Origin of the sequence: Paucibacter sp. Y2R2-4 (genome assembly GCF_025717535.1) — a bacterium.
Lineage (GTDB): Bacteria > Pseudomonadota > Gammaproteobacteria > Burkholderiales > Burkholderiaceae_C > Paucibacter_A.
Genome location: NZ_JAJIRO010000003.1, coordinates 209635 through 235484 on the forward strand (window position 1 = coordinate 209635; position 25850 = coordinate 235484).

Annotated in this window: 22 protein-coding genes; 7 read left to right on the plus strand and 15 right to left on the minus strand. The window is 63.1% G+C overall.

The window, feature by feature from the left end; translation table 11 throughout:
- Positions 1-14 precede the first annotated feature (14 nt).
- A complete protein-coding gene (locus LNV06_RS12140; protein WP_263538552.1) occupies positions 15-587 on the plus strand; it encodes a chorismate--pyruvate lyase family protein in 573 nt (190 codons plus the stop codon).
- A 43-nt stretch (positions 588-630) separates the two neighbouring features.
- The gene (locus tag LNV06_RS12145) at positions 631-1173 is read left to right on the plus strand and encodes a hypothetical protein (RefSeq protein ID WP_263538553.1); all 543 of its coding nucleotides are present in this window, start codon (positions 631-633) and stop codon (positions 1171-1173) included.
- A gap of 135 nt (positions 1174-1308) precedes the next feature.
- Here the strand turns inward: LNV06_RS12145 and ubiA are convergent, their stop codons facing one another.
- The 3 genes from ubiA to LNV06_RS12160 form a co-directional block, all read right to left on the minus strand.
- On the minus strand, positions 1309-2202 hold the full coding sequence (ubiA, locus tag LNV06_RS12150) for a 4-hydroxybenzoate octaprenyltransferase (RefSeq protein WP_263538554.1): 894 nt from the start codon (positions 2200-2202) through the stop codon (positions 1309-1311).
- A gap of 82 nt (positions 2203-2284) precedes the next feature.
- A complete protein-coding gene (locus tag LNV06_RS12155) occupies positions 2285-3817 on the minus strand; it encodes a tryptophan halogenase family protein (protein WP_263538555.1) in 1533 nt (510 codons plus the stop codon).
- Between the two features lie 136 nt (positions 3818-3953).
- A complete protein-coding gene (locus tag LNV06_RS12160) occupies positions 3954-4847 on the minus strand; it encodes a PEP-CTERM sorting domain-containing protein (RefSeq protein WP_263538556.1) in 894 nt (297 codons plus the stop codon).
- 641 nt (positions 4848-5488) lie between these two features.
- Between LNV06_RS12160 and LNV06_RS12165 the strand changes: the two genes are divergently transcribed.
- The gene (locus tag LNV06_RS12165) at positions 5489-5866 is read left to right on the plus strand and encodes a response regulator transcription factor (protein ID WP_263538557.1); all 378 of its coding nucleotides are present in this window, start codon (positions 5489-5491) and stop codon (positions 5864-5866) included.
- A gap of 47 nt (positions 5867-5913) precedes the next feature.
- Here LNV06_RS12165 and LNV06_RS12170 read toward each other — a convergent pair whose 3' ends face one another.
- The 7 genes from LNV06_RS12170 to LNV06_RS12200 form a co-directional block, all read right to left on the minus strand.
- A complete protein-coding gene (locus LNV06_RS12170) occupies positions 5914-6897 on the minus strand; it encodes a branched-chain amino acid ABC transporter permease (protein ID WP_263538558.1) in 984 nt (327 codons plus the stop codon).
- Positions 6894-7781, minus strand: coding sequence for a branched-chain amino acid ABC transporter permease (locus LNV06_RS12175; RefSeq protein WP_263538559.1), 888 nt, complete (start codon positions 7779-7781; stop codon positions 6894-6896). The genes LNV06_RS12170 and LNV06_RS12175 overlap by 4 nt, the downstream gene beginning before the upstream one ends.
- 235 nt (positions 7782-8016) lie before the next feature.
- Positions 8017-9231: an ABC transporter substrate-binding protein gene (locus LNV06_RS12180; protein ID WP_263538560.1), complete on the minus strand. Its 1215-nt coding sequence runs from the start codon at positions 9229-9231 to the stop codon at positions 8017-8019.
- Between the two features lie 65 nt (positions 9232-9296).
- Positions 9297-10010, minus strand: a complete 714-nt coding sequence (locus LNV06_RS12185) for an ABC transporter ATP-binding protein (protein WP_263538561.1) — start codon at positions 10008-10010, stop codon at positions 9297-9299.
- A 2-nt stretch (positions 10011-10012) separates the two neighbouring features.
- Entirely contained in the window at positions 10013-10783 is a 771-nt protein-coding gene (locus LNV06_RS12190; protein WP_263538562.1) for an ABC transporter ATP-binding protein, read from the minus strand.
- Positions 10784-10932: 149 nt separating this feature from the next.
- Entirely contained in the window at positions 10933-11514 is a 582-nt protein-coding gene (locus LNV06_RS12195; RefSeq protein WP_263538563.1) for a LuxR family transcriptional regulator, read from the minus strand.
- A 140-nt stretch (positions 11515-11654) separates the two neighbouring features.
- Entirely contained in the window at positions 11655-12611 is a 957-nt protein-coding gene (locus LNV06_RS12200; protein ID WP_263538564.1) for a hypothetical protein, read from the minus strand.
- A gap of 89 nt (positions 12612-12700) precedes the next feature.
- On the opposite strand from LNV06_RS12200, the gene LNV06_RS12210 reads away from it, so the two are divergent.
- Positions 12701-16270 carry a response regulator gene (locus tag LNV06_RS12210; RefSeq protein WP_318013484.1) on the plus strand — a complete coding sequence of 1190 codons (3570 nt, stop codon included), beginning with the start codon at positions 12701-12703 and terminating at the stop codon, positions 16268-16270.
- Here LNV06_RS12210 and LNV06_RS12215 read toward each other — a convergent pair.
- The 4 genes from LNV06_RS12215 to LNV06_RS12230 are packed head-to-tail and all read right to left on the minus strand — an operon-like array spanning position 16267 to position 20745.
- Positions 16267-16761, minus strand: coding sequence for a DinB family protein (locus LNV06_RS12215; RefSeq protein ID WP_263538565.1), 495 nt, complete (start codon positions 16759-16761; stop codon positions 16267-16269). The genes LNV06_RS12210 and LNV06_RS12215 overlap by 4 nt on opposite strands.
- A gap of 42 nt (positions 16762-16803) precedes the next feature.
- A complete protein-coding gene (locus LNV06_RS12220) occupies positions 16804-17580 on the minus strand; it encodes a LytR/AlgR family response regulator transcription factor (protein WP_263538566.1) in 777 nt (258 codons plus the stop codon).
- Between the two features lie 5 nt (positions 17581-17585).
- On the minus strand, positions 17586-18674 hold the full coding sequence (locus tag LNV06_RS12225) for a sensor histidine kinase (RefSeq protein WP_263538567.1): 1089 nt from the start codon (positions 18672-18674) through the stop codon (positions 17586-17588).
- Positions 18675-18696: 22 nt separating this feature from the next.
- The gene (locus LNV06_RS12230; RefSeq protein ID WP_263538568.1) at positions 18697-20745 is read right to left on the minus strand and encodes a M13 family metallopeptidase; all 2049 of its coding nucleotides are present in this window, start codon (positions 20743-20745) and stop codon (positions 18697-18699) included.
- Between the two features lie 288 nt (positions 20746-21033).
- Here LNV06_RS12230 and LNV06_RS12235 point away from each other — a divergent pair, with 288 nt between their 5' ends.
- The 3 genes from LNV06_RS12235 to LNV06_RS12245 all read left to right on the plus strand — a co-directional run bounded on the left by LNV06_RS12235 (position 21034) and on the right by LNV06_RS12245 (position 25365).
- The gene (locus tag LNV06_RS12235; protein WP_263538569.1) at positions 21034-22506 is read left to right on the plus strand and encodes a peptide MFS transporter; all 1473 of its coding nucleotides are present in this window, start codon (positions 21034-21036) and stop codon (positions 22504-22506) included.
- A 121-nt stretch (positions 22507-22627) separates the two neighbouring features.
- Positions 22628-24334: an alginate export family protein gene (locus tag LNV06_RS12240; protein ID WP_263538570.1), complete on the plus strand. Its 1707-nt coding sequence runs from the start codon at positions 22628-22630 to the stop codon at positions 24332-24334.
- A gap of 32 nt (positions 24335-24366) precedes the next feature.
- The gene (locus LNV06_RS12245) at positions 24367-25365 is read left to right on the plus strand and encodes an SDR family NAD(P)-dependent oxidoreductase (RefSeq protein ID WP_263538571.1); all 999 of its coding nucleotides are present in this window, start codon (positions 24367-24369) and stop codon (positions 25363-25365) included.
- Between the two features lie 31 nt (positions 25366-25396).
- On the opposite strand, the gene LNV06_RS12250 is transcribed toward LNV06_RS12245, so the two are convergent.
- On the minus strand, positions 25397-25777 hold the full coding sequence (locus LNV06_RS12250; RefSeq protein ID WP_263538572.1) for a SirB2 family protein: 381 nt from the start codon (positions 25775-25777) through the stop codon (positions 25397-25399).
- Between the last annotated feature and the right edge of the window lie 73 nt (positions 25778-25850).

Sequence of the window (25850 nt, forward strand, 5' to 3'; positions counted from 1 at the left end):
AGGGCTGCGCATCGATGGGGCTTGCCAGTCGACTCAGTCTGCGCGCTTGGCTGCGTGCGCCCGGCTCTCTCAGTCGCCGCTTGGCGCTGCTGGGCGACCGCTTTGAAGTGCAGTTATTGAGCCAACGCACCGCGCCGCTGCGCAGCCGTGAGCTCGATGCTCTGGGGCGCCCGCGCCGTGGCTGCACCCTGGTGCGTGAGGTGATTTTGCGGGTCGACGGCCAGCCCCTGGTCTGGGCGCGCTCCAGCCTGCATTCCACCGCCTTGGCCGGGCCCTGGCAAGCCCTGAAGGGTTTGGGGCCACGGCCACTGGCCGATTTGCTCTATGCCGACCCTCGGGTGCACCGCAGCGAATTGCAGCCCGTACGGCTGGCCCGCTATGGCCACACCCGCCGTCAAATGGAAAAACAGTGGCTGGTGGCCACCGGTACCGCGGCTTCCAAGCAGATGTTGTGGTCCCGCAACTCGGTTTTTAGCCGCTGCGGTGCCCAGTTACGTGTGATGGAATTGTTCAATCCTGAATTGGCTGCATATATACCGACTATTGGACGCGTTAGGGGCCGCACAAAAGCGCACAATCGGTCGTAGAATTACAAATTAGGGGGGTTCATCAGCCGTATTGAGGAATCTCATGAAAACACGAGACATTGTCATTTTTAGCGGTGAACAGTTTGCTGTTCCCCAATGCATCCAGCGCATTGACCACCAGAGCACACATGGTTGGCAACTGCGTTATGGCGGCACCAAGCTCTTCTCCGACCACTCGCAAGACGGCAGCGGTGCCGCAGCAGCGCTGGCCCTGGCGACCAAAGAATTGTTGAGCCGAATTGCCAAGCTGCCTGCGCCCTCCCGGCTGCAACGCAAGCCCAGTGGCAACAAGGGTAACGATTTGCCGGTCGGCATCTCCGGGCCCATCGTGCGTCAGCGTGCCAGCAGCCGCGTTCGCGACTGTAGCTTTGCCGTGTCCTTGCCCCGTTATGGTGCCGCGCCGCGTGGCCGCAGTGTCTACATCGGCACTGAGAACACCTACACGATCGAGAAGTACCAAGCCGCTCTGGCCAAGGCCGTGGAATTGCGCGCCAAGGCCGAAGAGTCTTACCAGCGTGCGGCCACTCGGGCCAAACGTGCCGAAGGCAAGGCACTGAAAGAATTGCTCAAGTCCGCCAAGGCCTGAGCTTTGGCCGGCAGGTGAGCGCAGGCTTTGGCGGCCCGGCCGTTTTCGGTCGCTGCCAAGCTGTGCTCGCGATGCGGGCTCAGTGTGTCGGTATTCCGATCGACTCAGCGCTAAATTGCGCCTAGTCAGGCCTGCTCAGCGCAAGCCTAGATCGAGTGCGGTGCCCGCAAACACCGCCAGACCCAGCCAATGGTTCTCGCGGAAGGCCTTGAAGCAGCCCTCGCGGCTGCGGTCTTTGATCAAGCGGTAGTGCCAGACCACCTGGGCTGCGGCCACCGCGATGCCCAGCAAGAACACCCGCCCCAGGCCCAGGCGCAGTCCCAGCGCCGTCCACAGACCCAGGTAGATCGCATAGAAGGCCATCACCCCGGCCACATCGAAGCGGCCTAAGGTCAGCGCCGATGTCTTGATGCCGATGCGGATGTCGTCGTCGCGGTCGACCATGGCGTATTCGGTGTCATAGGCCAGCACCCAAAACAGATTCGCCACCAGCAGCGCCCAGGCCGACAGCGGCACGGCCGCCTTGATAGCGCCCAAGCTCCATTCAGTGCCGCCCAGAGCCGCCGAGAAAGCCATCGGGATGCCAAAGCTGAAGGCGACGCCCAGAACCGCCTGCGGCATGTTCAATACGCGCTTGGCATAGGGGTAGAGCAGGGTGACCGCCAACGCCGCAAAGGATAGCAAAATGGTCGGCGCATTGGTGGTCAAGACCAGGCCAAAGGCTAGCAAGGCAAGACCTGCCCCCAGAATCACTGCTTCTTTCACCGAAACCTCGCCGCTGGTGACCGGCCGGTTGGCGGTGCGTTTGACGTGTTTGTCGAAGTCTCGGTCGGCCACATCATTGACGCAGCAACCGGCCGAGCGCATCAGGACCGTGCCGAGTGTGAACACGATCAGCAGATGCCAACCGGGGAAGCCATCGGCGGCGATCCAAAGCGCGCACAGCGTGGGCCAGAGCAAAAGCAACCAGCCGGCGGGTCGGTCCCAGCGGATCAGGTTCAGGTAGGAGGCGAAGCGGGAAGTCGACATGGGGGCAGTTTAGCCAGCCTTTGGCGGCCGGCCCCTGCCGACAAGATGCTGCCAGCCTGGCCATCAGAGAGCCAAAGCGCCCTCAGGCGCGCATCTTGTTGGTGAATTCGCGCATCGTTGGCGATTGCTGAACGGCGGCAGCGCGAATTCTGGCGATATGGGCCAGCACATCTTGACTGATGGCTGGCGCCAGAAAGCTTGATTGGCCGATGCCTTTGGACGGCAGCCTGCCCATGCCGGCCAGAATGTAGAAGTAGTTGCCGGCGACGAAGAGCGACTGCTTACGCTGAATGTCGGTGTTATGGGGTAGCTTCTCATCCCACAAGTCCAGCAGTTCTTGCAGGCTCGGCGGAATCACCACCTCCTCGGTGTAGTCGCGCCAGAACGGTGTGTCGCGGCGACCCGAGATCACGTAGTGCAGCAAGATGAAGTCGCGCAATTCGTCGTACAGATCGGCCATCAAGGCATTGAACTTGTTTCGACCCTGCGCGGCCGAGGCGGTAGCGGGCAAGAAGTCGACGAACGACTGCAAGGCGCGCTCAATCAGATAGATGCCCGTCGATTCCAGCGGTTCGATAAAGCCACCGGCCAAGCCCAGCGCCAGGCAATTTTTCTCCCACATGCGGGCACGATGGCCGATGCGCATTTTCAGCAAGCGGGGCTCCGCCATCGGAATTGCCGAACCATGCATCTGCCGCAGCGTGGCGAGAGCCTCGTCGTCGGAGCAATGGGCGGACGAATACACATAGCCTGTGCCGGTGCGGGACTGCAGGTCGATCTCCCAGGTCCAGCCGGCGCCGCGGGCGGTGGCGGTGGTGTAGGAGCGCAGCGGCTGTTGCGCATCCCGGTGGGCAATCGGGCAGGCGACGGCGCGGTCGCACAAGAGGCTGTCCGCATACGACACCCAAGGCGCATTGAGTGCCTTGCCGATCAGCAGGCCGGCAAAGCCGGTGCAGTCGATATACAAGTCGGCCGTCAGGCGCTGGCCATCTTTCAGCCGCACGGCCTGGATGCCTTCCTCTCCGACCTCCACTTCTGTGACTTCTCCATAGCTGTGCTGCACGCCGCGCTCGCTGGCCACCTTGCGCAAGAGCGCCGCAAGCTTGATGGCATCGAGATGGTAGGCGTAGGTGATGGGGGCCTGGTAGTCGGGCGAGTTCAGGAACTTCGGTGACTGGTTGGTCTCAAACAAGGCCGTTTGCACGACGCCGGCCTCGTCAAAAGCCTGCTCCGTCAAGCCACGCTGGCGCAGGTTCATCCAATGCAGCATGGTCGAGTGGCCGGCCAACTGAATCGGGTGGTCGAAGGGGTGATCGAAGTGGTCGGCGCTGGCCGAGCCGCCATGCTTCCAACCATTGAAACGGATACCGTTCTTCAAAGTGGCGTCCGCTTGTGTGAACAGGGCGGACTCGGGAATGCCTATCGTTTGCAGGGTGGTCAGCAGGGTGGGGACGGTCGCCTCGCCGACCCCGATGCTGCCGATTTCAAGCGACTCGACGAGACGAATCTGCAGCGGCAATTCAGGGTTTGAGCCCAGTACACGTTGCAAATAGGCGGCCGCCAGCCAGCCGGCGGTGCCGCCGCCCACAATCAAGATCGAACGGTAAGGAATCATGGGGAACTCAGACTAAATCAAGGCGACCAGGTTGGCCGCAGCCTCGAACTTCGGCATTCACCCTGAGTCCTTGAGCGGGCCAATGTGAATGCGTGCCGAAGTACGAGGCGGTAGCCGCGCGGCGCCAAAGCTTGGCTCAGGGCTTGCTGAGAGCCGTCACTTTCTGGCGTCGACGCGTCGTCAGCAGCAAGCCTGCCAAGGCCGATCCGGCAAGCAGCAAGGAAGCCGGCTCGGGTACTGCGGCGGCTTTTTCCACCAACACGTCAAAGCTGATCGTGTTGAGCTTGAACTGCCCGGTCGTCGCTTGGACGCCGACCCCCAAGATGCCATCGCTTCGCACGTCCAACAAGGCCGCCGCGTCGAAACTCAGGCTGGTATCCAGCCCGCCATAGATCGCGCTGTAGGTGTCGCGCTGTTGGGCGTAGCGGTTGTCATAGCTGCAGTTGCCATACCAGTCGGTGCTTTTGCAGACCTGGGTTTGAAAACGAGCAGGGCCATAGCTGCCGGCAGAACTGCTGCGGGTGTCGGCCACATCGCTTGCGCTGCTGTTACCAATCAACAGTCGCATGGCGTCCGCGACCAAATCCTCATGCTGCCAGTCGATGGATTGGGTGGATATGGTGTCTTGAATCGTGTATTGGCGGTACTCCTTGCGAGCATTGCCGCAAGGTCTGTTGCCCCAAAAGCCGCAGTCATTGGTGTCCGGGATGTCATACAACAAATACTGAGCTTGGTGACTGGACTGTCCGGTGACCTGATACGCACCGTAAGCAATATTTGGGAGCCCGCCGTAATACTGCACGTCGGAGTAGCCATGCAGCGTGGCGTTAGCCGAAACGATGTCCTTCGACGAATAGCCCTGGCCGGACAAAAAGCTGCCTAAATCGAATTTCAGACTGACGCTGTTGCGATCCAGCGAGTTGCTGAGTTGGAAGGTCTGGCTGAGCAGCACGGGCGCGGCGAACACCGGCGTGCTGGCGATGCAGCCGGCGGCCACGAGCGCCAGGCTGAGACGATTCTTGCGTTGCATGGGATTGCTCCTCTATCGGTTGGCGTCGCACAGCAGAAGAGCGTGCAGATCGGCCACGCAGTGTCAGTGCGTGGGCCACCCAATTCGGCTTTGTCATCGCCGGGGAGTTTTCAATCGCGTGAAATGCGAACGAGAAGTGTGGCATTTCTAATCCCTCATTTGGGCGGAGCAAGGCCAAGCTGCAATCCGCAGCCTGGGCAAGACCTGGCCCCAGCACCCGCGCGCGTTATCGAGACGGCGTCGCTGGCGACCGGCCCGTTGGTGGTGGCTTTGACATGCTGGCCAAACTCTTTGCCTGCCGCATCGTTAATGCATCACGGTCCGAGTGCGTTCGCACCGTGCCCCGTGTGAAGGCGAGGGAGAGATTGCGGCTGGCGTCGATATCGACGGCGATGCCCAGAGCGCTCAAGGGGGGCCAGAGCAGCCAGCCAGCGCAGGCAGGCCGGTCTCAGCGGAACGGCTTCAGATCGGCAGCGCAAAGGGGTGGCGGTATGCAGCTTGTTGAAACTTTTTTGCAAGCCGAAGGGCCCGGTGGGCATCTGTGAGGCTCTAAGGCTCCAATTCCCGGTTGTCGGCATTGCAGGCTTGCGCTACTCTGTGATTAGCTTGGGTCGTATTGACTCTCAATTGGGAGTGGGTGCATGACGAAGAAAAAAGTTCTCATCGTTGACGACAACGCCGACATCTTGGCCTTGCTGCATGCGACGCTGGATTTGGCCGAGGTGTTCGAGGTGCATGAAGCCCGCGATGGAACTGCGGCGGTGGCGGCTGTGGCCACCTTGCAGCCCGAGATTGTCTTGATGGATATCATGATGCCCGGCCCCATCGATGGGGTGGAGGCCTGCAGGCAGATCAAGGCGGCTGGAGGAGATGCGGCGCCCAAGGTGGTGCTGATCAGCGCCAAGCCGGTCGATCAAATCAAGGAAGGTGCCAAGTCCTGCGGCGCCGATCTCTTCATTGCCAAGCCCTTCGGGCCTGTGCAACTGGTGGAGAGTTTGACGGCGCTGTATCGGACTTGAATCGATGGGGCGGCGCGAGCGACCACGCCCCGCCCATCGCTTCAGACTCAGCCGCCGCGCCGTTTCTCCAGCAAGGCCAGCGCCTCGCCCACCACGCCGCGTCGGAAGGCCAAGACGCAGACGATAAAGATCAGGCCGGTCACCAGGCTGACCGACTCGCCCAGGCCGTTGAACCAGTTGATACCGCTGAGCTCGGCCAGGCCCTTGCCCAGGTCACCGATTTTGTTCTCGAGCGCAATGATGATCAGCGCGCCGACCATGGGCCCGACCAAGGTGCCCATGCCGCCCACCAGGGTCATCAAGATGACCAGGCCCGAAGTGGTCCACAAGGCATCGGTCAGCGTGGCAAAGCCCAACACCAAAGTCTTGGTGGCGCCGGCCAGGCCGGCCAGCGTGGCCGAGAGCACAAAGGCCAGCAGCTTGAAGCGATCGACGTCATAGCCCAGCGAGATGGCGCGCGGCTCGTTCTCACGGATGGAGGTCAGCACCTGGCCGAAGGGTGAATGCACGGTGCGATAGATCAGCCAGAAGGCGGCGATGAAGATGGCCAGCACCACGTAGTACAAGACCAGATCGTTCGACAGGTCCAGGCCGAGAAAGCTGCCGCGTGGCACCGATTGCAAACCGTCTTCACCCCCGGTGAACGAGGCCTGCAGAAAGAAGAAGTAAAGCATCTGGCTGAGCGCCAGCGTGATCATCGAGAAGTAAATCCCGGTGCGCCGAATCGCCAGCAGACCGATGGCCAAGCCTACGACGCCTGCCGCCAGCGCGCCGAAGATCAGACCCAGCGGTGCCGACAGGCCCCAGACCTTCAGCGCATGGCCGGCGCCGTAAGCGGCCGTGCCCAAGAAGGCCGCATGGCCGAAGCTGAGCAGGCCGGTGAATCCGATCAAGAGATTGAAGGCGCAGGCGAACAGCGCGAAGCACAGCACCTTCATCACGAAGATGGGGTACACGCCCAGGGCCGGCAGCAGGGCGATGGCGCCGAACAAAGCGGCGTAGCCGAGGAGGGGGTTCTTCTGGAGGCTCATTTTTCTTTCCCGAACAGACCCGCAGGACGGACCAACAGCACGATGGCCATCACGACGAACACCACCGTGCTCGAGGCCTCGGGATAGAACACCTTGGTCAGACCCTCCACCAGCCCCAAGCCCAGGCCGGTCAAGATGGAGCCCAGGATGGAGCCCATGCCGCCGATCACCACCACCGCAAACACGACGATGATCAGATTGCTGCCCATCAGCGCGCTGACCTGCAGAATCGGCGCCGCCAGCACGCCGGCAAAGGCGGCCAAGGCCACGCCGCCGGCGTAGGTGAGCGTGATCATGCGCGGCACATTGATGCCGAAGGCTTGCACCAGCTTGGGGTTCTCGGTGCCGGCCCGCAGCGTGGCGCCCAGCGAGGTCTTCTCGATCAAGGCCCAAACGGCCAGGCAGACGGTGATGGAGGCCACCACCACCCAAGCCCGGTAATTCGGCAAAATCATGAAGCCCAGATTGGTGGCACCCTGCAGCGCCTCAGGCACCGAATATTGCTGGCCCGACACGCCGTAGAAGCTGCGGAAGATGCCTTCCATCACCAGCGTGATGCCAAAGGTCAGCAGCAGGCCGTAGATGTGGTCCAGCTTGTAGAGCCACTGCAGCATGGTGCGCTCGATGATGATGCCCACCACGCCCACGACGGCCGGCGCCAGCAGCAACATCACCCAGTAATTCAGCCCCAGGTACTCCAGCCCCATCCAGGCCAGAAAGGCGCCCATCATGTAGAGCGCGCCGTGGGCGAAGTTGATGATGTTGAGCATGCCGAAGATGACGGCCAAACCCAGCGACAGCATCGCGTAAAACGAGCCGTTCACCAGGCCCAGCAGTAACTGGCCCAAGAGGGCGGGCAAGGGGATACCGAAGAGATCTGTCATGGTGTGTCTTTGCTGACCCTGGATGCCCGCCGGGCCGCTCCCAAGGGCGGCCAGGGCCGATGTCGATGCCGGCCCACGCCGGCGTCGATCGGCGTCCCCTCGTGGGCTGAGGCCGCACACATCACACCCTGCGGGTGCGATGTGGCTGCCGAAGTGCTGCGGCGCCTGCCGCAGCGCGGGCTGCAAGCCCGCTCAGACGCGCGCGCGTTCAGCGACGCGGGTGTGAGCGAGGGGTTCATTTCTTCACTGCGGGGCACTTGGAATCGGCCAGCTTGGTGAAGGCCTCATCGCCAGGGATGCGGGTCACGACCTTGAAATAATCCCAGGGTTCCACGGAGTCTTTCTGTGACTTGACCTGCAGCAGGAACATATCGTGGACGAAGCGGCCGTCTTCCTTGCGGATCTGACCCTTGGAGAAGAAGTCATTGATCGGCGTGGCCTTCATATGGGCCAGCACCTTGTCGGCGTCGTCGGTCTTGGTGGCTTCCACGGCCTTCAGATAGTTCCAAGCGGCCGAGTAGTCAGCGGCCTGCAGCGACGAAGGCATGCGCTTCATCTTCTCGAAGAAGCGACGGCTCCAGGTGCGTGCTTCGGGCGTTTGGTTCCAATACCAGCTGTCGGTCAGGTACATGCCTTCGGTGGTCTTGAGGCCCAGCGAGTGAACGTCGTTGATGAACATCAGCAGACCGGCCAACTTCATGGTCTTGGTGACGCCGAATTCATTGGCGGCCTTGATGGCATTGATGGTGTCGCCACCGGCATTGGCCAGACCCAGAATCTGCGCGCCGCTGCCCTGGGCCTGCAGCAAGAAGGACGAGAAGTCGCTGGCATTGAGCGGGTGCTTGACGCTGCCCACCACCTTGCCGCCGCTCTTGGCCACCACCGCCGCGGTGTCGGCCTGCAGTGAGGCGCCAAAAGCATAGTCGGCGGTCAGGAAGTACCAGCTCTTGCCGCCGCCCTTGGTGACGGCCGCGCCTGTGCCATTGGCCAGGGCCACCGTGTCGTAGGCGTAGTGGATGGTGTAAGGCGAGCAGTCCTCATTGGTCAGGCGGGCCGAGCCGGCGCCAATGACGATGAAGGGGCGCTTCTTCTCGGCCGCGATCTTGGCCATGGCCAGATTGGCGCCGGAGTTGGTGCCGCCGATCAACATGTCCAGACCCTGGGTGTCGATCCACTCGCGCGCCTTGCTGGCGGCCACGTCGGCCTTGTTCTGGTGGTCGGCGAAGATCAGCTCGATCTTCTTGCCGGCGACCATGCCTTTCATATCGGCAATGGCCATCTTGATGGCTTCGACGCCGCCGGCGCCGTCGATGTCGGCGTAGACGCTGGACATGTCGGTGATGATGCCGATCTTGACGACGTCACCGGAGATCTGCGCCTGGGCGGCGCTGCCGATGAGGCCGCAGGCGGCCAGGCTGGCGAGGGCAATGCGCTTGAAACTGGGGTTCATGGGTTTGTCTCCTTCAAGGGGTCAATCGGTCGGTCAATCTGTCAATCGGTCAATCAAACGATTCATCAAACACTGAGCAATTCATCGAGCTTGGCCTGCTTGGCGGGCAGCTCGGCCGCAGGGAAGGACTCCACCACCTCCCCATGCTCTACCACCATGAAGTGGTCGGCCAGCGGGGCGGCGAAGCGGAAGTTCTGCTCCACCATGACGATGGTGAAGCCCTGCGCCTTCAGCGTTTTGATCATGCGGGCCAGGGCTTGCACGATCACCGGCGCCAGGCCTTCGGAGATTTCATCCAGCAGCAAGATGTCGGCGCCGGTGCGCAGAATGCGTGCCACTGCCAGCATCTGCTGCTCGCCGCCCGAGAGCCGCGTGCCCGGGCTGTGGCGGCGCTCGGCCAGATTCGGGAACATGGCGTAAATCTGCTCATCCGTCATCGGCGTACCGCGGCCGCCGCTCAGGCGCGGCGGCAGGTGCAGGTTTTCTTCGGTCGTCAGCGAGGCAAAAATGCCGCGCTCCTCGGGGCAATAACCCAGGCCCAGATGCGCGATGCGGTGGGTGGGCATGGCGATGGTTTCCACCCCATGCACCTTGATCGAGCCCTTGCGAGCGCCGGTCAGGCCCATGATGGCGCGCAGCGTGGTGGTGCGGCCAGCGCCGTTGCGACCCAATAGGGTCAAGACCTGACCCTTGTTGACGCTCAGATTGATGCCGTGAAGGATGTGACTTTCGCCGTACCAAGCATGCAGGTCGGTGATTTGTAGCGCGACTTCAGCCATGCTCAATGCGCCCCTTGAAGTTCAGCGGCTTCGCTGCCCATATAGGCCTCCAGCACGGCCGGATGCTTGGACACCTCGGCGTAATTGCCCTCGGCCAGCACGGCGCCACGCGCCAGCACGGTGATGCGGTCAGCGATCTTGGCCACCACTTTCATATTGTGTTCAACCATCAACACGGTGCGGCCCTCGGCCACGCGCTTGATCAAGTCGGTGACGCGGTCCACGTCCTCATGGCCCATGCCCTGGGTGGGTTCGTCCAGCAGCATCAGCGTGGGTTCCATGGCCATGGTGGTGGCGATCTCCAGCGCGCGCTTGCGGCCGTAGGGCAGGTCACCGGCCTTGAGTTGGGCCATATCGCGCAGGTCCACCAGTTCCAGCAGCGCCAAGACGCGGGCGTCCAGCTGCTTCAGGCCGGTCAGCCCCTTCCAGAAATGAAAGCTGGTGCCGGTGAAGCGCTGCAGGCCGATGCGCACGTTTTCCAGCACGGTGAGATGCGGGAAGACGGCCGAAATTTGGAAGGAGCGGATCACGCCCCGGCGGGCAATCTCGGCCGGCTTCTCGGCGGTGATGTCCACTCCGTTGAGATGGATGCTGCCGCGGGTTGGCTCCAAGAACTTGGTCAGCAGATTGAAACAAGTGGTCTTGCCGGCGCCGTTCGGGCCCAGCAAGGCATGAATGGCGCCGCGTTGCACCCGCAAGTTCACGCCGTCAACGGCGGTGAAGCCCTTGAAATCCTTGCTGAGTCCGCGTGTTTCGAGGATGAGTTCGCTCACAGTGACCGGGCCGCACCGATCGAGGGCGCGGCATTAGTTGAGTCGCCAATGTAGGGCGTTCCGCACCTCCTTGGCACAGGAATTACCTGTGGGTAGCATTTCGCCAGGGTTAACCCTGGTTTTTGCAAGGAATTCGCTGGGATAACGCCTTATTCCGGCAGGGTGCTCATCAGTCGGCCGAGCAGACCGGCGGCATTGTGAACGCCGTAACGCTGGCGCAGCTTGGCGCGCAGCTTCTCCACCGTGCGGGGTGAGAGGCCCAGTTGTTGGGCGCATTCCTTGGCCGTTTGACCGGAGGCCATGGCCATCAAGACTTCGCGTTCGCGCGGGCTCAGGGTGTCGGCATCGCCGCCACCGGGAATCGGCTCAAAGGTCCAGGCGGCTTCCAAAAAAGGGGCGTTCAAGTGGCGAGCCTGGCCGTGCACCCGGAACCAGCGCATGCTGCCATCGCGATGCCGCATCAAGCGCTCATCACGGTAGCTGCCGCTGCCCAACATGGCAGCTTGAATGCGCGGACCGATGCGGCGGAATTCCAGTTCGGTCGGGAACAGCAGGGCAAAGCTTTGGCCACTGAGTTCTTCGGGCGCGTAGCCGAACATGGCGGCAAAACCGTCGTTCACCCAGGTGAGCACGCGTTCGCTGGACAGGGCCAGGCCCAGGGGACAGAGGGCCGCAAAAGTCTCGGCCGGGGAAAACCCGGGGGTAGTTTTGGGGCTAGGCGCGGCGCTCATGGCTGCGTAGGCTAACCGAATTTGGCGGCGGCTTTGTTAACAGCTGCGCCCTCGGCATGCGCTCGCGCTCCCCCTTGTCCGTAGCTCGCACAAAGGACGCACAAAAGGGCGCGGCGAGCCCAGCGGCTCCATGGTGCCGTTCAGTGGTCGCTGAGGTAGCAGCTGCGGCCTGTGTCCTCACGACCCTGGCCGTTTTCCCGGCCTTCGCCTTCTTCCTCGCTGCAAAGTGCAGCAATCAGTGCGGCGTCCAGGGTTTGGCCGGGCAGCAGCAGTTCTTCATTCGTCCAGCGCTTGACGAGGTGGCCGTTGGCTACGCCGCCGCTGTGCACGTTTTGATAGGCGCGCCGATGCTGCATGGTCACGCCGGCGTTGGCATTGGCAATGAAGCGGCTCTCGCCCAGCTGCCAAGGCTCGAAATAAGCGTCTGCCGCGCGATCGACGGCGCGGAAATAGGCACGCGCGCCCTCTGCGTCGAGCTTGCGGCGTACGGTGCGGGTGATCAGGCCTTGCAGGTGGTCCAGCGCTTCGTCGCTCAGGGCCGAAATACCGGCGGGTGTCAGGTCTTGCCCGGCCAAGGCCTCAGCAAGAGCTTCAGCCAGCGCGGGCGTGGCGGCCAGCTCGGCCGGCAGCACCTGCACCATGGCGGCCACTACAGCATGGTGGGGCGCCACCGCGGTCGCGATGCCGCGGGTTTGCGGCTGGATGGGGCAGCGGATCTCCACAAAGCGCGGCTTGGTCGGGCCCGAGCAGCCATCGTGGTGGTAATACTCACCCTGGCTCAGCCGGCCCTTGCTGGAGCGGCCGCGCACATCCCGATAGGTCGGGTGGGCCGTGGCCACATTCAGGCAGACCACCAGGCCGGTGGCGTCCACCAGTTGGTAAAAGGCTTCGCGGCAAGCCGGGTCCAGCAGCTTGTCGTGCAGATAGTCGCTGGGCGCCGAAGATTCAGCGGTGGCCTCGCCCTCGATCACCAGCACAAAAGGCTTGGGCCGGCGCACGCGCCAGCGGCTGCCGCCGAACTCCAAGATCTCGGTGGCAGCGCCCGCAGCAGGTGCAGCGGTAAGAGGAGCAGTTTCTGGGCATTGAGGCAGCGACATGATGGGCCGAATTTTAGGTGCAGCAGGGCCGCTGAATCCTTGGGCCCTCAGGCATAGTCGGGACTCGTATCCGCAAAGGTCCATGAGCCATGCAATCAGCCCCGCCGCGCGATGACGAGGCCGCCAGCCTGGCGGCCCTGAGAGCCCTGGAGGTGCTGGACAGCAGCCCCGAGCCCGAGTTCGACGCGCTGGTTCGCGCCGCCTCGGTGGTTTGCGGCGTGCCGATCTCGCTGATCAGCCTGATCGATACCGATCGGCAGTGGTTCAAGGCCAATATCGGCTTGGACGGCGTCAGCGAGACGCCGCGCGACTTGGCTTTTTGCGCCCATGCGGTGCTGGGCGACAGCTTGTTTGAAGTGCCGGATGCCCTGCAAGATCCGCGCTTTGCCGACAATCCCTTGGTGGCGACGCAGCCGGACATTCGCTTCTATGCCGGCGCACCGGTCAAGCTCAGCGATGGGTCGCGCATCGGTACGCTCTGCGTCATCGATCGCCAACCGCGGGTCTTGAACGACACCCAGCGCCAGGTGCTGCGTGAGTTGGCCACGGCCGCTGCTCGTTCGCTGGAGGGGCGCAAGGCAATGCGTGCCGTGGCCGCCAGCGAGGCGCGCCTGGACCGCACCGGTCGGCTCGCCGGCGTGGGCGGTTGGGAGCTCGATCTGATCGAACAACGCCTGTACTGGTCCGACGAAACCTGTCGTATCCACGGCCTGCCGGCCGGCTATGTGCCGAGCTATGAAGAGGCGATCCAGTTTTATACGCCGGAGGCAAGGCCCAAGATCTATCAAGCCTTTGAGCAGGCGATTCAAACCGGCCAGGGCTTCGATCTGCAGCTGCCGCAAATTTTGCGAAATGGGCGCCACATTTGGGTTCGGGCCGTGGGCGTTTGTGAATCGGTGGATGGGCGGGCGGCGCGCATCGTCGGGGCTTTTCAGGACATTACCGCGCGGGTTCAAGAGCACCAGGCTTTGGAGCAGGCCCATGGTTTGGTGCGCCTGGCCGCAGACAGCGGCAGCATCGGCATCTGGGACTATGACTTGGTGCAAGGCAGCTTGAAGTGGGACCCATGGATGTACCGGCTGTACGGCCTGGCCCCTAGCGAAACGCTGGGTCCCTACGATTTGTGGGCCCGCCATCTGCACCCGGATGACCGCGCAGCGACGGAGCTTGCCTTGCAAGAGGCCTTGCAGGGCCACAAGCCCTTCTCGACCGAATTTCGCATCATCTGGTCCGACGGCAGCGTGCACCATATTCGTGGCTCCGCGCTGATTCAACGCGATCAAGAGGGCCGGGCGGTGCGCATGGTTGGGGTCAACTGGGACACCACCGAACACCACCGAGCGCAGGCTGACCTGCAAGAGGCCAAAGCCGCGGCCGAGGCGGCCAGCCAGGCCAAGAGCCAGTTCCTGGCCAATATGAGCCATGAGATCCGCACGCCGATGAATGCCGTCTTGGGCATGCTGACGCTCTTGCGCAGGACGCCGCTGAGCGATCGTCAGGCCGACTATGTTGTGAAGACCGAAGGCGCAGCCCGAGCGCTGCTGGGCTTGCTCAATGAGATTTTGGACTTCTCCAAGATCGAGGCCGGCAAGATGAGTCTCGACCCGCAGCCCATGCGCTTGGACCAATTGCTGCGCGATTTGGCGGTGATTCTGTCGGCCAGTGTGGGCAGCAAAAAGCTCGAGTTGCTTTTCGATATCGACTCTAACTTGCCCGAAGAATGGGTGGTGGACGGGATGCGGCTGCGGCAGGTCTTGATCAATCTGACCGGCAATGCCATCAAGTTCACCGAGGTCGGCGAGGTGGTCTTGTCCATCCAAGTGTTGACGCAGGATGCTGCGTCGGTGCGGGTCAGATTTGCGGTGCAAGACACCGGCATCGGCATTGCGCCCGAGAACCAGGCGCGCATCTTTGCCGGCTTTACCCAAGCAGAAGCCTCCACCACTCGACGTTTTGGCGGCACCGGCTTGGGCGTGGCCATCAGCCAGCGTTTGGTGGCGCTGATGGGGGGCGAATTGACGCTGAGCAGCGAGCTGGGGCGAGGCAGCTGCTTTGAGTTCACGCTGCAATTGCAAAAGCTCAGCACGCCAAGCCGCCAGCCCAGGCCGCGTGTCCTCGCGTCAGAGCCGGGTATGCGCCGCGCTCTGGTGGTGGATGACAATGCCTTGTGCCGCGAGGTGCTGGGGCGCTTGTGTGCGGCCCAAGGCTGGCAGGTTGAACTGGCAGCCAGTGGCGATGAGGCGATTGCCATGCTGCAGTCGCAGGCCAGCGCCGGCCTTGCGCCTTTTCAAGCCTTGTTCATCGATTGGCAGATGCCGGGTCTGGATGGCTGGCAGACCATGGCTCGCATCCGCGAGCTGGGCTTGTCTGGCGCCGCGCCGCTGATTGTCATGGTGACGGCCCAGGACCGTGAACAACTGGCGCAGCGCCACCCCAGCGAGCAGGCCTTGTTGAGCGGCTACCTGGTCAAACCAATCACCGCCTCGATGTTGTTCGATGCAGTGGCGGATGCCGGTTTGCACACCGTTGCGCGCGCTTCTGGCGGCAGTGCGACGACTGGCGGGGCACAAGAAAAACGCTTGGCCGGTCTGCGCCTGCTGCTGGTGGAAGATAACCTCAACAATCAGCAGGTGGCCAGTGAGCTGCTGCAAGATGAAGGCGCCCAGGTTCAGATTGCCGGCGATGGTCAGCAAGCCCTGACGCTGTTGGCACAAGCGCCGCTGGCCTTTGATGTGGTGCTGATGGACCTGCAAATGCCGGTGATGGACGGCTTGACCGCCACCCGACAAGTACGTGTAAACCTGGGCCTGCGCGAGTTGCCGATTGTGGCCATGACCGCTAATGCCATGAGCGCCGATCGTCAGGCCTGCCTGGACGCGGGCATGAACGACCATGTGGGCAAACCCTTTGACTTGGATGAACTGGTGCGTGTGCTGCGCCAGCAAGTCGGCGCGGGCGCTGCCGCGTCGTCCGCGACGCCGGTGCCTGCGAATCAGCCGGAGTCGGGTCTGCAGATTTCGGACGATTGGCGGCTCGCCGCCGCTGGGGCCCAGGTCGATCTGCCAGCCGCCTTGGGCCGCATGGGCGGAAAGGCGGCGGTGTATCAGCGCATGTTGCGCAATTTCACGGGCGACCTGCCCTTGATGCAAAGCCAGCTTCGTCAATGGGCTGAGCAGGGCGATGCTGTTGCTGCGCGGATGCTGCTGCACAACCTCAAAGGACTCGCCGCCACCCTGGGCGTGCTGCCCTTGGCCGCCGAGGCCGGCCGCTGGGAAAGCGCGGTGGCCGCCGGAGCGCCCGATTGGCGCAACGGTGTGGGCGCGGTCTTGCAGGCCATGGCCCAGGCCGGCCCGGGCTTGCAAATGCTGGTGCAGCGTATGCAGGCGCCGCCGCCACTTGCCACTTCGAGCGCAGCCCTAGGCTTGAGCACGCTGGCGGCCGAAGATCGACAGGCCTTGCGGGCCGCCTTGAACGATTTGTTGCGCCTTCTGGCGGACTCGGACATGGCGGCTGTGCAAGTCTTGCCGACTTTGCATTCGCGCTTCGACGCGGTGCTGGCCGCCCCGCTCGAAGCATTGGACGATGCCTTGAGTCGCTTGGCTTTTGAGAGTGCCGCAGCGCTCGCCCAGCGCTTGCTGGACGATCTAGGCCCGGGCTAGGCCTTCGCTGAGCTTTGGGTGAACACCGTCAGCGCATCTGGCGGTGGCTGCACCCCGACTTGGAAGAGGATGCGACCGACCGCGCCGCGGTGATAGCTGCCGTGGGTGAGCAGATGCAGCAGCATCTCGGCGCGCGTCATGCGACCGGGCTTGCCGTCCACAAAGCTGAAGTCCAGCGCCTCGGCCAGTTCAGGCCCGCTCAGTCCTTCGACATAGCCGGCCAGCCAAAGGTCTGCTGCCTGCTGGGCGGCGAACAAATCGTCCAGGGCCGGTGTCTCGGGCGTGTTCAGGCCGGTGTAGCCGTGGGCCAAGCCTTGCAGATTGCCATGAAAGATCTTGTCGACCACATAGATATGGTTCAGCACACGGGTGGCGTTATGCCGTTCCTGGCTTTGAGTCTCAGCAGACAGCGTCATCACCAGAGGAAACAAATCCCGGTTGGCCCAGGCTTTGAAGGCAATCAGTTGCAGCAGCAGCGGTTTGGCGTCCATTGTTTCTTGATTCTTTGTTGATGGGCTTAGAAGTTCGAAACCTCAAAAGCTCAGCAGCTCTTTCAGCTCCAAAGCCTGGCGGCGCGAGATTTCCAGTTTCCTATGATCGCTCATCGTGATCTCGTAGCCTTCTCTGATCGTTTCCGCGATGCCGCGTATGGCTTGCAGATTGACGATGTACTGGCGGCTGGCGCGAAAAAAAGGCGGGCAAAGCAGGCGCTGCTCAATCTGGTTCAGCGAGCGTTTGACGTAAGCACTTTGGCCGACGCCAAAGAACACCCGCACATAGTTTTTGCAGCTTTCCAAGCAGACGATGTCTTCGAGCGCAATCAGGTGGCAGCGTTCGCCGTCTTTGATGAAGATCTTGCTGCCCAGCTCTAGCTTTGGCTTGGGCCTCTCATCGGCCCCATCGATGGCTTCGCTTTCATCTTCTGCAACAGCTTCTTGGACCGGGTTTGCGAGAGCCAGCTTGGCAATCGCCTGAGCCAGGCGCTGCGGGCTGATGGGCTTGAGCAGATAGTCGACGGTGTTGAAGTCAAAGGACCGAATGGCGTAGTCGGAGTAGGCGGTGGTGAAGATGATGCGCGGCATCGGCCGCTCAGGAGGCAGCTGCTCCAGCAAGGCAATGCCGCTGTCACCGGGCATATGGATGTCCAAGAACAGCAGATCGGGCTGCAGCTGCGCGATCAAGTCCAGCGCTTGCGCCGCGTTCTCGGCCTGGCCCAGCACCTCGATGCGGTCTTCAAACTGCTCAAGCATGCGCACCAGGCCCTGGCGCGCCAGCCGTGAGTCTTCAATCACCAAGGCTTTCAACTTCATTGGGCTCATAACTCCTTGGGCAAGCGCATCTCGACCTGAAAGAACTGGGCGCCGTCTTCCACCTTGAGACTGGCGCGAGGCCCGTACAAAAGCTGTAAGCGGCGCTCGATATTTGGCAGACCCAGGCCCAGTCCTTTACGGGCCGGGCCGGGCCGGCGGGCGGGCTTGTCATTGCCAACGCGTAGCAACAAGTCCCGGCCCTCATCGCGCAGCTCCAAGATCAACCGGCCGCCTTGGGGCAGCGGTTCAATGCCGTGCTTGATGGCGTTCTCCACCAGCAGTTGCAGCGCCATCGGCGGCATCTTGCAGGCCTGCAGGCCGGGCGCGAGCTGCAGCTGGAAGTCCAGCCGGTCTTCCAGCTGCGAGCGCATCAGCGAGATATAGGCCTCGATCACCTCCAACTCCTCGCGCAGCGTGCTGCTGCCGCGCTGGTTGCTTTCTAGCGAGTAGCGCAGGATCTCGGACAGCGAAACGATCATCGCGTCGGCCCGCGTGCCGTCCTCGTGGATCATGAAGCGGATATTGTTCAGCGCATTGAACAGAAAGTGCGGGTTCAGCTGCTCGGCCAGCTGGCTCAGCTGCGCAGCCTTCAAGCTCATTTGCAGACGCAGGTTTTGCAACTCCCCCTCGCGGGCCCGTTCGGCGGCGGCGGCGCTGAGGTAGACAAAAGCCCAGGCGCTGATGAAGAGCTGGGCTTGCAAGCCATTGCTGAAAATCTGGCGAGACAAAAACGCCCAGGCCGCGGCACCACTTTGGCCGCCACTCAGCTGCGGCCAGAAAAAGGGCGCCATCAAGGCGCTAACGCCAAGCATCACCGCCATGCCGCTGGCCAAGCTGTACATCACCACCAGCGAGATCAGATGCCGCATGCTGAAGCGGGCCCAGGCTTGCCGCAGGTAGAGCCAGCGAAAGCCCAGCACCGCCAGCGTGTAGGGCAGCATCCAGATCAAGGTGGCCGTGCCGTTGAAGGCGTCGAGCTTGCCGAACAGCAGGATGCTGGCCAGCGTCACCCCCGCCACAAAAGCCATGGCCGCCAAGTGGTAGCGCCAGAACTGCGCCTGGCGGGGAAAGAAGGGTGGAGTCGTTGCGGCCATCAGATCTGCATTGTGGCTGGGCTTACCAAAGTTTGACGCGTGCGGCGGCCGGCTTGAACAGGGTGTCGCCCGGCGCGGTCTTGAAGGCCTCATGGAAGGCGTCCAAGTTCATGGCCGGCGCATTGGCGCGGAACTCGTTGGGCGCATGCGGGTCCGAGCTGAGCAGTTGCAGCGTGCGCTGCTCGCTGCGCTTGACGCGCCAGCTTTGCGCAAAGCTCAGGAAGAAGCGCTGCTCGCCGCTGAAGCCGTCGATGACAGGCGCCGGCTTGCCGCCCAGGCTGCGCTGGTAGGCCTTGTAGGCAATCTGCAGGCCGACCAGATCGGCCATGTTCTCGGGCAGGGTCAACTCGCCATTCACCGTTTTGCCGGGCAGGGCCTCAAACGCATTGAACTGCGCGATCAGCTGTGCGCTCTTGTCGGCAAAGGTCTTGCGGTCTTCGTCCGTCCACCAGTTGCGCATCGCACCCTGGCCGTCGAACTGGGCGCCCATGCTGTCGAAGCCGTGGCTGATCTCGTGGCCGATCTGCGCGCCGATGCCGCCGAAGTTGGCCGCGTCATCGGCGGCCATGTCGAACAGGGGCGCTTGCAGAATCGCCGCGGTCAGATTGATCTCATTGCCCATGGGGTCGTAGAAGGCGTTGACCAAGAGGGGCGACATGGCCCAAGCCTGCCGGTCCATGGGCTTGCCGGCTGCGGCGGCCTTGACGGCCCAGTCGAAGCGCTGGGCGCGCCGCTGGTTGCCAAACGCGTCGCCGGCGCGCACCTGCAAGGCCGCGTAGTCGCGCCATTGATCCGGGTGGCCGATCTTGGCCTTGTAGCGGTCCAGTTTGTCGAGCGCGGCGGCGCGCGTGGCCGGCGCCATCCAGCTGTTGGCGGCCATCAGCTCGCGGTAAGCGGCCAAGACCTGCGCATAGATCTGCTGCACCCGCTGCTTGTGCGCGGGCGGGAAGTGGCGCGCCACATATTGCTGGGCCAGCGCCTCGCTCAAGGCTTCGCTGACCTGCTCCAGCGCGCGCTGCTCGCGCGGGCGCTCGGCCGTGGCGCCGCCCAAGGCCGTGCCGTGGAAGGCAAAGTGCGCTTGGCGAAAGGCCTTGGGCAGCACTTGTACGTTGGCGTCCAGGCTGCGCAGGCGGAAGTAGGCCTTCCAGTCGGCCAGCGGCAGCTCGGCAAAGAGCTGGGCGGTGGCGATGGCGGTGCCGAGTTGGGTGACGTTGACCTTGTCGCCAGCGGCCAGTTTGGCCGCTTCAAAGAAAGCTGGCCAGTCGAAGCCTGGCGCCTGGGCGAGCAACTCGGCAGGCGTCAACGGATTGACCATCTTGCTGGGGTCGCGGGCCTCGCTCAAGGGCACGTGCACAGCGGCCAACCGGGTTTCCAGGGCCAGCACGCGCTGGGCCGTGCGGGCGGCGTCGCGGTCCCCAGCCAGGGTGGCGAGGCGGCTCAGGTAGGTCAGATAGGCGCCGCGGGCCTTGGCGAAGGCGGGGTCACCCAGCTTCAAGTAGTAGTCGCGGTCCGGCAGGCCCAGGCCGCCTTGCCAGGCCATCACCCGGTTCAGGCCGGGGTCCATGAAATCGGCAAAGCCGCCCCAGAACCAGATCGGCGTTTGCAGCTGCCCTTGGGCGCGGCCTTGCCAACGGGCCAGCTCGGCCGGGCTGCGGATCGCGTCGATCTCGGCCAAGAGCGGCTTGAGGGGCGCCAGACCGGCGCGCTCGATGGCGGCGGTGTCCAAATAGCTGCGGTAGTAGTCGCCAATCTTTTGCTCAACGCTGCCGGGCTGGTGCTGGCGTGCAGCCAGCGCTTGCAGGATGGCGCGCACACGCCCATCCACCACGGCCGGCATGTCCACGCCATACACCTCCACCCGGTCGGCCGGGATGGCGGTGTTGCGCAGCCAGGTGCCATTGACGGCGCGGTAGAGATCGTCCTGCGGCCGCACTTGGGGATCAAAGCCCGACAGGTCGAGGCCGGAGGCGCTTGCCGGCCTTGCCGGTGTTTCAGCCAGAGCCGGGCTGGCCAGACCGACGAGTTGTAGTGCCAAGAAAAGAGCGGGCAGCGGGCGGAGCAGCGTTGTCATGAGGGTCCTTCGCAGACGTTGAAGGCCTGGGTTCAAGGCCGTATTTGAGGGCGTATGGCCGCAGTCTCAGCGCCTCAGAGTGGGCGCGGTAAAAAAGGTGCCGAGCGGCGCCAGGTGGGGATGAGCGGGGCCGAGCGGTGAGATAAGAGGCGAGGGCCAGGCCTCGGGCCACAAGACCATCGGCGGGTTTCCTCGACTGCAGCGCGGGCAGGCGCGCCGCTATGATTTCGCCGCCTCTTGCCCGCTGCTCACTCAGCGCAACGCGCCCTGCCCATTTCTGGAGCCATCTTGTCCACCGCAAAACCCTCTTTGGCCGCCGTCCCACAAGGCGCGGGCGTGCTCTTCTTTATTCAGATCTTCGCCACGCTGGCTTATGCGGTGCTGTATTCCAGCTTGGTGCTGTATGTAACCAAGCACCTGGGCTTCGCCTCCGAGAAGGCCTCGATGATGATGGGCGTGTTCGGCGCCTTCAACTACGGCCTGCACCTGTTCGGCGGTTATCTCGGCGGGCGTTTCTTGAGCAACCGCAATCTCTTTGTCGGCGGTATGGTGCTGCAAGTGCTGGGCTGCGCGGCGATTGCCGGTGGTACCTCTGACTTGCTCTATTGGGGCTTGGCGCTCTTCCTGGTGGGCAGCGGCCTGAACGTGACCTGCCTGAACATGATGCTGACCCAGCGCTATGCGCCGGAAGACAGCCGCCGCGAGAGCGCCTTCCTGTGGAACTACGCCGGCATGAATATCGGCTTCTTCGTCGGCTTCACGATGGCGGGCCACTACCAGCTGAGCGAGAGCTACAACAGCCTGTTCTTGTTCGCCACGCTTGGCGGCGCTTTGTCCATCGTCTTGTCGCTGATCTTTTGGAAGACCTTGGCCGATCTGGACACGCCTTTGATGCAGGCCAGCCCCGCACAGTTCCGCCTGCGTTTTGCGGCCGGGGTGGCGATTCTGATCGGCCTGGTGCCGCTGCTGTGGTTGCTCTTGCAAAACCCCAAGGACACCGGCGCCCTGCTCAAGTGGGTGTGCGCTGCCGTGGCCGCGTCCTTGCTGTATCTGACCCTCAAGCACCCCGATGCGGCCGAGAAAAAGCGCATGTGGGCTTATTTGATTTTGACCCTGGGCTCGCTGATGTTCTGGTCGCTTTACCAGATGGCACCCAGCGGCTTGCAGCTGTTTGCCGTAGGCAATGTGAAGCTGGAACTCTGGGGCGTGACGGTGGCGCCGCAATGGGTGCAGAACATCAATACGGTGGTGATCGTGATCGGCGGGCCGCTCTTGGCCGCCTGGTTCACCCGCCTGCGCGCACGCGGTTGGCCGGTGGATGTGCCGCAGCAGTTCTCGGCCTCGCTGGTGCTGATGGGCCTGGGCTTTTTGGCCTTGCCCTTGGGCATCTCGCTGGCCGATGCCAATGGTCAGGTGGCATTTGTCTGGCTGTTCACCAGCTATGTCTTGCAAAGCGTGGGCGAACTGCTGATCTCGCCGGTGGGCTACGCCATGATCGGCCGGCTGGCGCCGCGCAAATACCAGGGCGTGATGATGGGCAGCTGGATGCTGGTGACAGGTCTTGCCTCGCTGTTCGCGGCCGACTTCTCCGGCATGGTGGCCCAGCCGCCCGAGACCACCGCCTTGGTGAGCAACCCGGCCTACAGCCTGCTGTTCACTCAGCTGGGCGTGGGCAGTGTGGCGGTGGGCGTGGTGCTGGCGCTCTTGATCCCTTTCTTGCGCCGCTTGATCACCGAGCCTCAAGCCTCCGCTTCGGCTTGAGGCGCTTCAGCCTTCACAGCATGTCAAGCCCCGCAGACGACAAATTGCTCTGCTAGGCTTGGGGTCAAAGAGCGCCGCCGAAGTTCCGGCGGCGCTGAGCATTCATCTGCCTTTGACCCTTATGCGAAGCACCTTCCCACTTTCACGCCTGGCCCTTTTGTGCGGCCTAGCGGCTCCCCTCGCGACGCTGGCGCAGGTCAAGACCGAACCCTTTGCCAACCAGCGGATCGAGTCGGTTCAAGTCGCGATCAGCAACCCGAGTGCGGATAGCGCACTGAACTCGCGCATCGAAGACCAGGTTCGCCGCACGTTGGCGGCCTACCCGAGCAGCAGCTTTTCTGAAGACCGCTTGGTCGCTGCCTTGGCGCGCTTGTCCCGTGTGCCCGAGATCCAGTCGGTCGCGCACGAGGTGCGCAATGGCGCCACCGGCGGCGTGGTCTTGCAGGTCGACGTCACGCTCAAGCAAGCGGGTTCTGCCGCGGCCTCGGTGGCGGCGGCTCCGCAGTTCCCCAATCTGTACCAAGCCAATGGCAGCTTGCTGCGCGCCAAGCTGGAAACCTTGGGCATGTACTACGGCAATCACAATGCCTGGTTCGGCCGCGACGACCTGATGCTCAATGGCAACCCCTTTGCGGTGGGCAAGCCGGCCGGCAAGGGCTATAGCCAATGGCTGGAAGGCTTTGTGCAGGCCGGGCTTTACGGCATCACGCCGCTGAGCGACACCGTCTACGCCTATGGCGGCGCCAGCGTCATCGCCAGCGGCTCGGTGGGGCAGGAGCTGTTCACCGACAAGACCCGCAGCCATGTGGCGATGGAAGACGCTTTTGTCGGCCTGGTCGGCGGCAATGTGTCCGCTCAGGGTGACCGTTTTGTTTACAACCTGTCCGCCGGGCGCCAGCGTTTCAGCATCGGCGAGGGCATGCTGCTGGTCAACACCGCCAGCAATGGCTTGAACCGTGCGGCGCTGCAGTCCAACCCACGCTGGGCCGGCGATCAGGTATGGTTGGCGCGCTTCGCCTACAACGACTGGAAGCTCGAAGCCTTCCACGTCGACCCCGACGAGATCCCCGAGGTGGACTCCAAGACGCAGATCCAGGGCATCAATGTCGAAACCACGGCGCTGAATGACTTCAGCCTGGGCTTCACCGCCTTGCATGTGCCCAAGTCGCAGGGCTCTTACTACACCACCACCAGCCAGCTCAAGCGTGAAGGCCTGCGAGCGCTGGACTTCCGCGTGCGTTGGCAGCCGGCGCCGACCGGCGGTGCGGGGCCTTTCATTGCCGCTGAGTTTGCGCGTCAGACTCACAGCAAGTTTGATATGCAGGCCTTAGGCTACTCCACCGAGCTGGGCTATGTATTTGCCAAGGCGGCTTGGTCGCCCACCCTCAGCTACCGCTATGCCCGCTTCACCGGCGACAAGGCCGACACCACGCGCTTCGAGCGCTGGGACCCCTTGCTCTCCGGCGGCAATGGCGAGACCTGGGTGCAGGGCATCAACCACTTCAAGATCTTTCAGGACTCCAACCTGATCGCTCACCGCCTGCAAGCGCGCCTGAAGCCGCAAGCCAATATCGAGCTGGTGCCGCAGTACTGGATCTTCCAGGCCGATTCCTTGACCAATCTGGGCGGCAACCCGGCCTTGTCGATGCTGCAGTCCAAGCAACTCGGCACTGAGCTGAACCTGACGGCCAAGTACTTCTTGAACCGCAACATCATGTTCCAAGGCCATGTGGCCGCCACCTATGCCGGCAAGGCGATTGATCAAGGGCTGGGCAGCCATTCCAGCCCCTGGATCAGCACCATGTTCTTTGTCCGCATCGGCTATTGATCAGTTTTTTCCACACGCAAAGGGAGTTTGAGATGGAACGTCGTGATTTGATGAAGAGCGTGGCCGTGATGGCCGCCGCGAGCGCAGCTGCCACTGGGGCTTCGGCCCAGTTTCAGGGCGGGCCCCAGGCCGGCGTCGGCATCAAAGACATCGAGCCGGTGCCCAAGGACCAGTTCACGCCGGACCGCTTCAAGGGCAAGACCATCCTGATCACCGGCTGTGCCCGTGGCATGGGTGAAGCCGCCGCCATCCGCGCCGCGCGTGAGGGCGCCAATGTGGTGGGCGTCGACTGGATCCCCGAGCTGGGCGCCAAAGTCATTGAGCGCATCCGCGCTGCCGGCGGCCGCGCTGTCTTCGTGCCGGGCCATGTGGGTGAAACCAAGACCTGCGATCTGATGGTCAAGACCGCCGTCGATGCTTTTGGCGGCTTGGACCTCGCCATCAACAACGCGGGCGTGATGGACGGCGTGTACTCGGGCGACGCCATCGACTATGAAAAGCAAAAGTCGCTGATCTTCGCGCCCATCCATGAAGCTTCGGACGAATATTGGGATCGGGTGTTCCTGAGCAACTCGGCCGGTGTATTCCGCAGCATGCGCGCGGAACTCAAGCAAATGGTGGCCCAAGGCCGCGGCGGCGCCATCGTCAATGTGGGCTCGATCGCCGGCCTGACCGGTTTGTCGGGCAACCCGGCTTATGTGGCCAGCAAACATGCGGTGACCGGTTTGACCCGCAATGCCGCGATCGACTACGCGCCTTACGGTATTCGCGTCAACTCGGTCAATATGGCCGCCACCGACACGCCCATGGTTGCGCGCGCCACCGAGCTGGTGATGGCCGCCAGCAAGGCCGCCAAGGGCCCCAAGATGGGCAGCATCAAGACGCAAAGCATCATGGCTTATGCCGACTCCAAGCGCCGCCCGGCCACGGTGGGTGAGCAGGTCGCGATGATGCTGTTCTTGCTGTCGAACGAAGCTTCCAACCTGACCGGCGCGACCTATGCGACCGACGGCGGCTGGACGGCTTACTGAGCCCAAGCAGCTCTGAAACCTCGAATGACCCCTACAACCCCAACCAGGGGCTGCGGGTCATCGAGACGCCCATCATGTAGGCCAGCGAGAGCAGGGCCAGCAGATAGCTCTGCAGATGGAAGGCGTTACGGCTCATGGCCCAATGCGCGAAAAAGGTGTAGCAGGCCAGGCCAATCAGCTTGCCCATCAGCCAGCCGTCATACATGGGGTTGAGGCGCTGCAGCGCCCATAGGCTCAGGCCGGTGATGGTCAGCACAAAGTCGATGCCGAAGACCAGCACGCTCAGGCGGCTGTCCAGTTCCCACTGGGCGCCGAACTGGTAGGCCAGGCCGCGCACTAGAAAAATGGTGACGCTGAACCAGGCCAGCAGGGCGTGGATCTGGCCCATTTGAAAGTCGAACGAATATTCCATCCCCTGCGGTCTCCAAGCGCTCCTCTTGAGAGCAGAGCTTGGCCAGCCGGCTCAGGCCTGTCAAGCGGGGCTT

Coding starts and splice junctions, on each gene's coding strand:
- LNV06_RS12215 (WP_263538565.1), bottom strand. CDS start 16,761: ATGGACGCCAAACCGCTGCTGCTGCAACTGATTGCCTTCAAAGCCTGG.
- LNV06_RS12240 (WP_263538570.1), top strand. CDS start 22,628: ATGCGAAGCACCTTCCCACTTTCACGCCTGGCCCTTTTGTGCGGCCTA.
- LNV06_RS12230 (WP_263538568.1), bottom strand. CDS start 20,745: ATGACAACGCTGCTCCGCCCGCTGCCCGCTCTTTTCTTGGCACTACAA.
- LNV06_RS12160 (WP_263538556.1), bottom strand. CDS start 4,847: ATGCAACGCAAGAATCGTCTCAGCCTGGCGCTCGTGGCCGCCGGCTGC.
- LNV06_RS12145 (WP_263538553.1), top strand. CDS start 631: ATGAAAACACGAGACATTGTCATTTTTAGCGGTGAACAGTTTGCTGTT.
- LNV06_RS12245 (WP_263538571.1), top strand. CDS start 24,367: ATGGAACGTCGTGATTTGATGAAGAGCGTGGCCGTGATGGCCGCCGCG.
- LNV06_RS12195 (WP_263538563.1), bottom strand. CDS start 11,514: ATGAGCGCCGCGCCTAGCCCCAAAACTACCCCCGGGTTTTCCCCGGCC.
- LNV06_RS12165 (WP_263538557.1), top strand. CDS start 5,489: ATGACGAAGAAAAAAGTTCTCATCGTTGACGACAACGCCGACATCTTG.
- LNV06_RS12175 (WP_263538559.1), bottom strand. CDS start 7,781: ATGACAGATCTCTTCGGTATCCCCTTGCCCGCCCTCTTGGGCCAGTTA.
- LNV06_RS12250 (WP_263538572.1), bottom strand. CDS start 25,777: ATGGAATATTCGTTCGACTTTCAAATGGGCCAGATCCACGCCCTGCTG.
- LNV06_RS12185 (WP_263538561.1), bottom strand. CDS start 10,010: ATGGCTGAAGTCGCGCTACAAATCACCGACCTGCATGCTTGGTACGGC.
- LNV06_RS12155 (WP_263538555.1), bottom strand. CDS start 3,817: ATGATTCCTTACCGTTCGATCTTGATTGTGGGCGGCGGCACCGCCGGC.
- ubiA (WP_263538554.1), bottom strand. CDS start 2,202: ATGTCGACTTCCCGCTTCGCCTCCTACCTGAACCTGATCCGCTGGGAC.
- LNV06_RS12170 (WP_263538558.1), bottom strand. CDS start 6,897: ATGAGCCTCCAGAAGAACCCCCTCCTCGGCTACGCCGCTTTGTTCGGC.
- LNV06_RS12200 (WP_263538564.1), bottom strand. CDS start 12,611: ATGTCGCTGCCTCAATGCCCAGAAACTGCTCCTCTTACCGCTGCACCT.
- LNV06_RS12140 (WP_263538552.1), top strand. CDS start 15: ATGGGGCTTGCCAGTCGACTCAGTCTGCGCGCTTGGCTGCGTGCGCCC.
- LNV06_RS12220 (WP_263538566.1), bottom strand. CDS start 17,580: ATGAAGTTGAAAGCCTTGGTGATTGAAGACTCACGGCTGGCGCGCCAG.
- LNV06_RS12210 (WP_318013484.1), top strand. CDS start 12,701: ATGCAATCAGCCCCGCCGCGCGATGACGAGGCCGCCAGCCTGGCGGCC.
- LNV06_RS12180 (WP_263538560.1), bottom strand. CDS start 9,231: ATGAACCCCAGTTTCAAGCGCATTGCCCTCGCCAGCCTGGCCGCCTGC.
- LNV06_RS12225 (WP_263538567.1), bottom strand. CDS start 18,674: ATGGCCGCAACGACTCCACCCTTCTTTCCCCGCCAGGCGCAGTTCTGG.